This is a genomic window from Crossiella sp. NPDC003009, assembly GCF_053591555.1.
This window is the reverse complement of sequence record NZ_JBSFUA010000054.1, coordinates 41,308-50,899: the sequence shown is the minus strand read 5'-3', so window position 1 is coordinate 50,899 and position 9,592 is coordinate 41,308. Positions and strand designations below refer to the sequence as shown.

Genomic DNA, 9,592 nt, shown 5'->3' with positions numbered 1-9,592 from the left:
TCCGATCGGTCAGCGCCGGCGCGGCCGCGTCCGGACCGCTGGCCCGCCGTCGCCGCCAGATCTTCTGGCCGTTCCTGCTGCCCGCGCTGCTGCTGTACCTGGTCTTCTTCATCGGCCCGACCGCCGCCTCGGTGTGGATCTCCTTCCACCGCTGGAACGGCATCGGCGAGATGGAGCCCCGCGGCGTGCAGAACTACCTGCTGCTGCTGGACGACTCGATCTTCCTGACCTCCTTCGCCAACACCATGATCATCCTGCTCGGGGTCGGGCTGGCCACCTTCGCGGTCAGCTTCGCCCTCACCATGGTGCTGCGCGAGATGCGCGGCAAGAAGATCGTGCGCGCGGTGCTGTTCTTCCCCTACATCGTGGCGCCGCTGGTGCTGTCCATCCTGTGGGGCTTCCTGTTCTCCAGCGACGGCCTGGTGAACAAGGCCTGGCAGGCGATCGCCGGCGGCACCGGGCCGAACTGGATCGCCGACCACCTGTTCCTGATCGTGGCGATCGGCCTGGTGTGGATCAACACCGGCTTCTACACCACGGTGATCATGGCTGGGGTGGACCGGATCCCGCCCGAGCTGTACGAGGACTGCTCGCTGGCCGGGGCCAACGCCTGGCAGCGGTTCCGCTACGTGACACTGCCGCTGTCCTGGGACGTGGTGGCCACCGCGGCGGTGATCTGGACGATCTCCTCGTTGAAGATCTTCGAGTTCATCTACGCCTTCGGCGGCACCACCAACGACATGCCCACCCCTGGCATCTGGAACAGCGCCTTGTTCGTCTACGGCAACACCTTCGGCAACCGGGTGCCGCAATACCAGTTCGGCTACGCCTCCGCCGCGGCGGTGGCCACGCTGGCGGTGATCATCGTGCTGGTCGTGCTGCTGCGCCGGTTGATGCGGCGCGAGGCCGTCCAGTTCTGAGCGGGAAGGTCTTCTCATGACTGCGACCACGGAGGCCGCGCCGAAGGCCCGCCGGGAGCGGCAGCCGCTGCGCGCGGCCGGGCTCGGGCTGGTCTGGCTGCTGGTGGCCTTCAACATCGGCGTGCTGGGCTGGATGCTGATCGCCGCGCTGCGCGAGCACACCGCGATCTTCCGGCAGCCGTGGGGGCTGGACAGCTTCGGCGAGTTCGGCAACTTCGTGCGTGCCTGGGTGGACAGCAACTTCGGGCAGGCCGCGATCAACACCGTCGTGGTGGTGGCCGCCGCCTCCATCGTGGTGGTGCTGGTGTGCGCGCCCGCCTCCTACGTGCTGTCCAAGACCCGCACCCGGCTCTCCGGCGCGACCGCGGTGTTCTTCGCCATGGGCATCGGGATCCCGGTGCAGGTGATCGTGATCCCGCTGTACGTGCTGATGCAGGAACTGGGCCTGATCAACAACCTGTTCGGGCTGTTCGTGCTGTACGTGGCGCTGTCGGTGCCGTTCACCGTGTTCCTGCTGACCGGCTTCTTCGGCTCGCTGCCGGATGAGATCGAGGAGGCCGCGGCCATCGACGGCGCCGGGTCGGTGCGCACGTTCGTGCAGATCGTGCTGCCGCTGGCGCGCAACGGGTTGCTGACCGCGTTGATGCTCAACGTGATCGGGCTGTGGAACGAGACGTTCATCGCGCTGGTGTTCATCCAGAACACGGACAAGAACACGTTGTCGCTGTCGCTGCTGGGCTTCCTGCAGACCCAGCAGTACGCGGGCCTGGACTACGGCACGCTGTTCGCCGGGGTCAGCATCCTGGTGCTGCCGATGGTGGCGATCTACGTGTGGCTGGGCAGGCGGATCATCGAGGGCCTCACCGTGGGGGCGGTCAAGTGACGAGCATCGAGGCGGGCAAACTGCGGCTGCCGGTGTCGGCGGTCGGGCCGGAGAACCCGTTGCCGCCCTTGGCCGGACTGCCCGACGGAGCCGGCGCGGTGGACCTCTCCGAGGTGCCTGCCGACCTGGCGGCGGCCGCGGCCTACGGGCACGTGCGCGGCATGCTGCCCTACCTGACCCAGGACTCCTACCGGCGGGCCCCGCAAGAGTCCACTGTGGACACGGTCGTGCTGGACAACGGGCTGCTGCGCGCGAGCTTTGTGCCCGCGCTGGGCGGCAGGCTGTGGTCGCTGGTGGACCTGACCGAGGACCGCGAGCTGCTGCACGTGCCCAGGCTGCTGCAACCGGCGAACCTGGCGTTGCGCAACGCCTGGTTCGCCGGCGGGGTGGAGTGGAACATCGGCACCAGGGGGCACAGCCCGTTCACCTGCGCGCCGCTGCACGCGGCCAGGGTGCGCGGCCCCGGCGGGGTGCCGGCGCTGCGGATGTGGGAGTTCGAGCGGCTGCGCGGGCTGGTGTTCCAGGTCGACGCCTGGCTGGCCGAGGGCTCGCCGGTGCTGCACGTCGGGGTGCGGGTGCACAACCCGCGGCCGCACGAGGTGCCGATGTACTGGTGGTCCAACACCGCGGTCACCGAGACCCCGCGCACCAGGGTGCTCGCCCCGTCCACCAGCGCCTTCCGCACGCACTACAGCGGCAAACTGTCCAGAGTGGACGTTCCGGTGCACGACGGGCTGGAGACCACCTACCCGGCCGGGATCCCGGACGCCGCCGACTTCTTCCACGACCTGCCGGATGATGCGGACGGCCGACCGTGGATCGCCGCGCTGGACGAGCAGGGCTACGGCCTGGCGCAGGCCTCCACCGGGCGGCTGCGCGGCCGGAAGCTGTTCTGCTGGGGCGGTTCGGTCGGCGGGCGGCACTGGCAGGAGTGGCTCGGCGGTCAGGACACCGAGCCCTACTGCGAGATCCAGGCCGGGCTGTCCCGCACCCAGTACGAGCACCTGCCGATGCCCGCCGGCGCGGACTGGACCTGGGTGGAGACCTACGGTCCACTGCGGACGGACCCGGCGCTGGTGCACGGTGACTGGACCGGCGCGGTGGCCGAGGTCGAGCGCGCGCTGGCCGGGACCGGCCCGGCGGACTGCCTGCGCGCCGCGCTGCACGAGTACACCGAGGTGACCGCGAAACTCCCACCGGTGGCCGTGCTGCACACCGGAAGTGGCTGGGGCGCGCTGGAACGGCACCGCAGGGCCGCGGCGGGGGAGAACCCGCTGCCGCCGGAGGCCACGCCCTTCGCCGAGGACACCCTCGGCCCGGACCAGGCCCCGTGGCTGGCGTTGCTGCGCACCGGCGAGCTGCCCGAACCCGACCCCGCCAGCCCGCCTCTGTCCTATGTGGACGGACCGGGCTGGGCGGCAAGGCTGGCCGCCGCGCCGGAGCACTGGGCCACCGCCTACCACCGCGGCGTGCTGGCACACGGCGCGGGCGCGCTGGACGAGGCGGCCGACCACTACCGCCGCTCCCTGGACCTCAGCCCCTCGCCCTGGGCGGCGCGGGCGCTGGCTCTGGTCGCGGCCGAGCAGGGCGAGCTGACCACCGCCGCGGACCTGCTCCGGCAGGCCCTCGGCGGGGCGCCGCTGGTGTGGCAGCTGGCGGTGGAGACGGTGTCCGCGCTGCTCAAGGCCGATGACCCCGCTGCGGCGCTGACGGTGCTGGACGCGCTGGCACCGGAAGTCGCCGGGCACGGCCGGGTGCAGCTGCTGCGGGTGCAGGCGCACCTCGCGGCCGGTGAGCGGGACCGGGCGGCCGAACTGCTGCGGGCGGGCATCGAGGTGCCGGACCTGCGCGAGGGCGAGATCAGCCTGGACCACCTGTGGGCCCAGGCCTGTCCGGAGACCCCGCTACCCGCGCGCTACGACTTCCGCATGCACGTCTGACAACAGCGGCAGCAGGTCGGCCGGGGCTTCCACGTGCGCGTTGTGGCCCCGGCCCGGCAGGATCACCGGATCATCGACCAGCGCCCTGAGGTGCTCGGCCGGGCTCATCGCGTCATGCTCGCCCGCGGCCAGGATCGTGCGGCACTTCGCGGTGGCCAGCAGACCGGGCAGGTCCGGCGCGCCGACGGCGAAGGCCCGCTGGTCGAAGGCCAGCCGCCAGCCGCCGTCGACGTGCACGTAGTCCGTGGCGACCAGGCCACCGCCGTTGGTGGCCACCAGACCGGTGTCCACCGCGCGGGAGTCCTCGGCGACCAGGCCGAGCAGGCCGGAGACCTTCAGGTGCCGGTCCGCGGCCTCGGCGCGGGTGTCGAACTCCTTGGCCGGTTTCGCGGCCAGCGCGGCCGCCTTGGCCAGCTCCTCCGGCTTCCAGCGCACCTTGACGCCCAGTCCGATCGCGGCGGCCACCGGCACGCCGAACCAGCCGGAGGCCAGGGTCAGCGCGAGCACCCCGCCCAGGGAGTGGCCGAGCAGGACCACCGACCGGTCGACGGGCAGCCGCTCGGCGACCGCGGCGGCCATGCCGCCGAAGGAGTAGCGGGGCAGGTGCTCGGCGGCCCCGTGTCCTGGCAGGTCAGGGGCCATCCAGTCACCTGGCCAGTGCTCGGGCAGCAGCTCGTCCAGACCGTCCCATACCGCGCCGGTCGCGCCCAGGCCGTGCAGCAGGACCAGCAGCGGGCCGCCGTCGTGCATGTCTCCCATGACCGAGATCCTGCCGGAAAACGTCCCGCGCGGGTAAGAATCCATCCGTGGCCGATGCGACCGAGGTGATCTTCAACCCGGACACCTACCTGACCGGGGTGCCGCACGCCGAGCTGGCCGAGTTACGGGCACGGTCGGCGGTGGTGTGGGTGCCCGAGCCCGCGGTGGACCGCTGGCCCGCCGGGCCGGGGTTCTGGGCGGTGCTGCGGCACGCCGAGGTCAAACAGGTGCTGCGCGATCCCAGGGTGTTCTCCTCCCAGCTGGGCGCCACCCAGATCCGGGACCCGGCCACGCCCGCGGACCTGGCCTACGTGCGGCGGATGATGCTCAACCTGGACCCGCCGGAGCACGCCCGGCTGCGCACCCTGCTGGCCAAGGCGTTCACGCCGAGGACCATCGCCCGGCTGGAGCACCGCATCCAGGGCTGGGCGCGGGAGCTGGTCGCGGCGGTGGCCGGGCGGGGGGAGTGCGACTTCGCCAAGGAGGTGGCCGCCGACCTGCCGCTGCTCACCCTGGCCGAGGTCTTCGGCGTGCCGCGCGAGGACCGCTGGCTGATGTTCGACTGGAGCAACCGCGCGATCGGCTACCAGGACCCCGAGTACGCGGTCAGCGCCCGGGTCGACGGCAGCGGCTCCAGCCCGATGGCCCAGGAAGCCCTGGCGCTGCGCCCGGTGCCGGATGAGCACGGCCGGGTGCCGGACCCGCGCACCCGCGCCGGGATGCCGGACCTGTACGCCTACGCGCGGGCCCTCGGCGAGCACAAGCGGCGCAACCCGGGCGAGGACGTGATGAGCAACCTGATGCGACACGGCGACGCCGTGCGCATCGAGGAGTTCGAGAACCTGTTCTGGCTGTTCTCGGTGGCGGGCAACGAGACCCTGCGCAACGGCATCCCCGGCGGCCTGATCGCGCTGATGTCCAATGTGGACGCCTACCGCCGGGTGCTGGCCGACCGCTCGCTGCTGCCGGGGCTGGTGGAGGAGATGCTGCGCTGGTGGACGCCGGTGATGCACTTCCGCCGAACGGCCACAGTGGACACCCGGCTGGGTGGGGTGGACATCGCGGCGGGGGAGAAGGTGGTGGTGTGGTTCAGCTCGGCCAACCGGGACGAGCGGGTCTTCGCCGATCCGGACCGGTTCGACCCGGCCCGGCAGCCGAACGACCAGCTGAGTTTTGGGCACGGGCCGCACTTCTGCCTCGGCGCGCACCTGGCGCGGGTGCAGCTGCGGGCGATGTTCACCGCGGTCTTCGACCAGCTGGGCGAGGTCGAGCTCGCGGCCGACCCGGTGCGGCTGCGCTCGAACTTCCAGAACGGGGTGAAGCGGCTGCCGATCCGCTGGCCTAGTCGATCCGCTGGCTGACCGTGCCGGCCGCGCAGCTGTTCACGATGACCCTGGGCGTGTCCTTGCCGGCCTGCACGCCGAGCTTGCAGCGCAGCGCGCCCTCGGCTGCCGGCAGCAGCTTGGCCTCCACCTGGAGCACCGTGCCGTCCGGCACCACCTGGGCGTGCTGGCCCTCACCGACCCGCAGCGTCTGGGTGAGCCGGATCTCCACCTTGCCGTCGGTGCTCTTGCCGGTGCGCTCCGCCGTGGCCTCACCCTGGCGGACCGGCGCGCCGCTCAGGTCGGTCATGATGCCGCGGATGAAGTAGCCAGCCACGCCGATGGCGGCAAGGCAGCAGGTCAGCAGCAGGATGTCCCGAGTTCGTTTCCCCACGACATCCACCATGCGGCAGCGGCGGCGCGTCCGGCTCGGACTTTTGGCCAAGGTCACTCGGCCGACTGGCCAGAGCCGGGCGCACCGCCGGTGGCCGACTGGTCGCGCTGGGTCAGCTCACGTGCGCTGAGCCGAGCCAGGCCTCGTCCACCCGCAGCTGCTTGTGCCGCTTGCCGTCGCTGGCCGCGGCCCAGGTGCTGACCACCTCCAGGCGGACGTGCCGGGCCGTGGTCTGCGGGATGTCCACAAAGGACACGCCGCGGTGGCTGGGCAGCTGGCCGGAGGCCACCGGGGAGCCCCAGTTGGCGCCGTCCTCGCTGACGTAGACCCGGTAGTCCTTGATCCGGGCGGACTGCTCGGTGGCCGAGCGGGCGTAGCTGACCGAGTCCTCCCGCTGGTTCAGCGCCAGGTAGCGCACCGGCTTGCGCGCGCCCAGGTCGAAGCGCAGGGACACCGGGGTGGTCTTGTCGCTGTCCCAGTAGGTCGCGTGGTTGCCGTCGTTGAGCAACGCGGGGCCGTGCCCGGCGGCCGAGGCGGAGGCGGTCACGGTGACCGAGCCGGCCGGGTACACGCCGGTGCGGCCGCCGGTGTCCACCCGGAAGACCGTGTCGTACTGGTCCCAGTCGGTGACGCCGGTCAGGGTGAGGGAACCGTTGGCCTGGCTGAACCGCACCGGGGCCCCGGTGCGCAGGTTGGTCACCTTGAGCACCCGGTAGCCGTTGTCCCGCAACCGGAGTGTGCTGCCCGAGGGGCGGGTGAGCGCGTGGATGTAGTGCCGGTCCGGGTTGTCCTTGGCCACCGTGGTGACGCCGTGCGCGCCGTCGTTCCAGAACCCCGGCTTCAGCCCGCCGTGGCCGTAGCCGCCGCCGTGCACGCCGTGGATGGACTCGCGGATCTGGTCGAAGTAGCCCTTGAGGAAGTTGTTGAACGCCGCCTGCTTGGCCGGGAACTTCCCGTTCACCATGGCGGTCTCGGCCATCAGCGCCTTGACGTCGGAGCCGAGGTTGGTCACGTACCGGCCGATGGTCAGCTGGTAGTCCACCGCCGAGTCGGAGCCGTTGTGCCACCAGGGGCCGGTGGAGGGCAGCTTGAAACAGGCCTCGATCAGCCGGGGTGCGGCGGTGTAGACCGCCTGCGGATAGTCGTAGCCCGGGGACATGCCGGTCTTCTGCTCGTTGCTGATCGTGTCCATGATCGGCGTGTCCTCGTTGTTGTTGCTGAGCAGGAAGTGCGGCCGTTCCTTGCGCACCCGCTCGTAGAGGCCGTTGCGCTCCCAGTAGGCGTTGTCGTTGTCGATCCAGAACCCGGCCAGTTCCGGATACCGTTGCGCCACTTCGACAATACTGTCGTAGCTGTACTCGCCGAAGCCGTCCCTGGTGGTGATGTCCACGCTGCGGCCCTTGTAGCGGGAGTAGGCGGCCGAGTCCAGCCAGCTGCCCGAGGGCCTGCCTTCCTGGTGCCACTGGGGATCGTCGGTCATGTACATGATGACCTTCATGTCCCGCTTGCCCGCCGCGTCCAGCAGCTCGCGGACGAAGTCCCGTTTGGTGGCGCAGCTGCCGGGCACCGCGGAGGGCCACGCCTTGCCGTAGCCCAGCCTGCTGTGGAAGGAGGCCAGCACCAGGTACTGGGCGTGCAGCTTCCGCGCCTCGGTGATCCAGTAGTCCGGGCTCCAGCCACCGGCGGTGATCGCGTTCTCCCAGGCGGAACAACTGGTGTAGCCGGGCGAGGTGCGCATCCCCCAGTGCAGGAACAGCCCGGCGGTGGAGGCGCGCAGCCAGTCCTGGCGCGGGTGCACCACCTCGGCGGCGGCCGGGGTCACCCCGGCACCGAGCAGGGCGAGCACGGAGAACAGAACGACGATGACGGAACGTCGCCGGACGGGTGTCGACATCAGGTGCCTCCTCGGCGCGGCGGGTGCGGTTCAGGGGTACCGGCGGGCGCGGCGAGGAGGCAAGAGGTCATCGGAGGTCTAGACCGGAAAGCGCGGGTTGTGTATCGATATAGTGCGATCGGAGGGGGCCGGACAGCCGAGGTTTCACCGGATCGGCGGGGCTCGCGGCTCCGGGGGAGTTCAGGGGCAACCCCGAGGTGAAGTCCCGGCCGGGCGGGTGATGCTGCACTGGTAGGCCATTCGGCCTATTCGTTGTGGACACAGGAAAGTCGAGGCGTGCTGATGCCACCCATGTCTGATGAGCAGGTCCAGCGGGAGCTGGTGGAGATGCGGATCTTCGCCGCGGCCTACCGGGCCGCCGAGATCGCGGGCACACCGGTGGAGGAGGTGTCCCATGCCGGGTGGCGCGCCGGTGCCCGGTTCGGGGCTGGCGCCGACCGGGGGGAGGTGATGATCCGGAACGAGTCCGGCGTGGACGGCACCTGCGTCTTCCGCGGTGAGCAGGACACCCTGTTCACCATCCTGTCCACCGGGTTCGGCGGGGACTTCACCGAGCGCCCGTACGCGATCATGAGCAGGGCGCCGGCGGTGACCGGGACCCTCGCCCCGGGGGCAGCCAGGCTGGAGCTGGTCACTGAGGACGGCACGGTCCACCCGGCCCACGTCGCTGCGGGCACCTTCGCGGTGGACCTGGATCTGAGCCGGACCAGGGTGGACGGCACCGCGCCGGTGGAGGACAAGATGGACGCGATCTGGGCGGGCTCCGCCGAGGCGACCGAGCGGCTGCGCGCGTGCACCGTCCGGGTGTTCGACGGCTCCGGCGCGCTGCTCTACGAGGGACCGGCGATCACCGACGGAGCGTAGGTCCTGTCCCGTGGATCTCGCACGCGATCGCCGGGCCCACCCCGTCGCTGGCGGCACCGCCAGGAACGACCTGGACTCCGGCGCTCACGCACGAGATCCACGGGACAGGACCTAATCGGTTGGTGAGCCCGCGGACGGTGAGGCATCCTTGAGGTATGGCCGAGGACCTGCGGGTTAACGCCGCGCTGGTGATCCCCGGCGCGGAGCTGAGTGAACGGTTCTCCAGGTCCTCCGGGCCTGGCGGACAGGGCGTCAACACCGCCGACAGCCGGGTTGAGCTGTCCTTCGACGTGGCGGAGTCGCGGGCGTTGTCCGAGCACCTCCGGCGGCGTGCGCTGGCCCGGCTGGCCGGGCGGCTGGTGGACGGCGTGGTCACCATCGCGGCCTCGGAGTACCGGACCCAGCTGGCCAACCGCAAGGCGGCCAGGGAACGGCTGGCCAGCCTGCTGCGGGACGCGGTGCTGCCGCCCGCCCCGCCGCGGCGGGCGACCAAGCCCAGCCGGGGAGCCAGGGAACGGCGGCTGTCCGCCAAGCACCAGCGCGGGGCGCTGAAGCGGGACCGGCGCGCGACGGGGGACTGAGGTCACGTACTGCTCGTCGGCTTTTCGGCATACGA

Annotated in this window: 9 protein-coding genes; 6 read left to right on the top strand and 3 right to left on the bottom strand. The window is 71.3% G+C overall.

Annotated elements, in window-relative coordinates:
- From ACWDY5_RS35770 to ACWDY5_RS35760, 3 genes are all read left to right on the top strand, one after another.
- A partial coding sequence (locus ACWDY5_RS35770; RefSeq protein WP_449726554.1) for a carbohydrate ABC transporter permease occupies window positions 1-920 on the top strand: 920 nt, incomplete at its 5' end.
- Window positions 921-936: 16 nt separating this feature from the next.
- A complete protein-coding gene (locus ACWDY5_RS35765; RefSeq protein WP_449726553.1) occupies window positions 937-1,803 on the top strand; it encodes a carbohydrate ABC transporter permease in 867 nt (288 codons plus the stop codon).
- Window positions 1,800-3,743 carry a DUF5107 domain-containing protein gene (locus tag ACWDY5_RS35760; protein WP_449726552.1) on the top strand — a complete coding sequence of 648 codons (1,944 nt, stop codon included), beginning with the start codon at window positions 1,800-1,802 and terminating at the stop codon, window positions 3,741-3,743. Before ACWDY5_RS35765 ends, ACWDY5_RS35760 begins: the two co-directional genes overlap by 4 nt.
- On the opposite strand, the gene ACWDY5_RS35755 is transcribed toward ACWDY5_RS35760, so the two are convergent.
- Complete coding sequence (locus ACWDY5_RS35755; protein WP_449726551.1) at window positions 3,708-4,502, bottom strand: alpha/beta fold hydrolase; 795 nt, start codon at window positions 4,500-4,502, stop codon at window positions 3,708-3,710. The genes ACWDY5_RS35760 and ACWDY5_RS35755 overlap by 36 nt on opposite strands.
- Before the next feature lie 65 nt (window positions 4,503-4,567).
- Between ACWDY5_RS35755 and ACWDY5_RS35750 the strand changes: the two genes are divergently transcribed.
- Entirely contained in the window at window positions 4,568-5,863 is a 1,296-nt protein-coding gene (locus tag ACWDY5_RS35750) for a cytochrome P450 (RefSeq protein WP_449726556.1), read from the top strand.
- Here the strand turns inward: ACWDY5_RS35750 and ACWDY5_RS35745 are convergent.
- Both ACWDY5_RS35745 and ACWDY5_RS35740 read right to left on the bottom strand, forming a co-directional pair.
- Window positions 5,844-6,218 (bottom strand): hypothetical protein, encoded by a 375-nt coding sequence (locus ACWDY5_RS35745; protein WP_449726550.1) that lies wholly within the window; start codon window positions 6,216-6,218, stop codon window positions 5,844-5,846. The two genes, ACWDY5_RS35750 and ACWDY5_RS35745, sit on opposite strands and share 20 nt — an antisense overlap.
- 112 nt (window positions 6,219-6,330) lie before the next feature.
- Window positions 6,331-8,112 carry a discoidin domain-containing protein gene (locus tag ACWDY5_RS35740; protein WP_449726549.1) on the bottom strand — a complete coding sequence of 594 codons (1,782 nt, stop codon included), beginning with the start codon at window positions 8,110-8,112 and terminating at the stop codon, window positions 6,331-6,333.
- Window positions 8,113-8,403: 291 nt separating this feature from the next.
- Here ACWDY5_RS35740 and ACWDY5_RS35735 point away from each other — a divergent pair, with 291 nt between their 5' ends.
- Window positions 8,404-8,976, top strand: a complete 573-nt coding sequence (locus tag ACWDY5_RS35735; RefSeq protein ID WP_449726548.1) for a hypothetical protein — start codon at window positions 8,404-8,406, stop codon at window positions 8,974-8,976.
- A 155-nt stretch (window positions 8,977-9,131) separates the two neighbouring features.
- Complete coding sequence (gene arfB, locus ACWDY5_RS35730; RefSeq protein WP_449726547.1) at window positions 9,132-9,557, top strand: alternative ribosome rescue aminoacyl-tRNA hydrolase ArfB; 426 nt, start codon at window positions 9,132-9,134, stop codon at window positions 9,555-9,557.
- Window positions 9,558-9,592 lie beyond the last annotated feature (35 nt).

Coding starts and splice junctions, on each gene's coding strand:
- arfB (WP_449726547.1), top strand. CDS start 9,132: ATGGCCGAGGACCTGCGGGTTAACGCCGCGCTGGTGATCCCCGGCGCG.
- ACWDY5_RS35765 (WP_449726553.1), top strand. CDS start 937: ATGACTGCGACCACGGAGGCCGCGCCGAAGGCCCGCCGGGAGCGGCAG.
- ACWDY5_RS35735 (WP_449726548.1), top strand. CDS start 8,404: ATGTCTGATGAGCAGGTCCAGCGGGAGCTGGTGGAGATGCGGATCTTC.
- ACWDY5_RS35755 (WP_449726551.1), bottom strand. CDS start 4,502: ATGGGAGACATGCACGACGGCGGCCCGCTGCTGGTCCTGCTGCACGGC.
- ACWDY5_RS35740 (WP_449726549.1), bottom strand. CDS start 8,112: ATGTCGACACCCGTCCGGCGACGTTCCGTCATCGTCGTTCTGTTCTCC.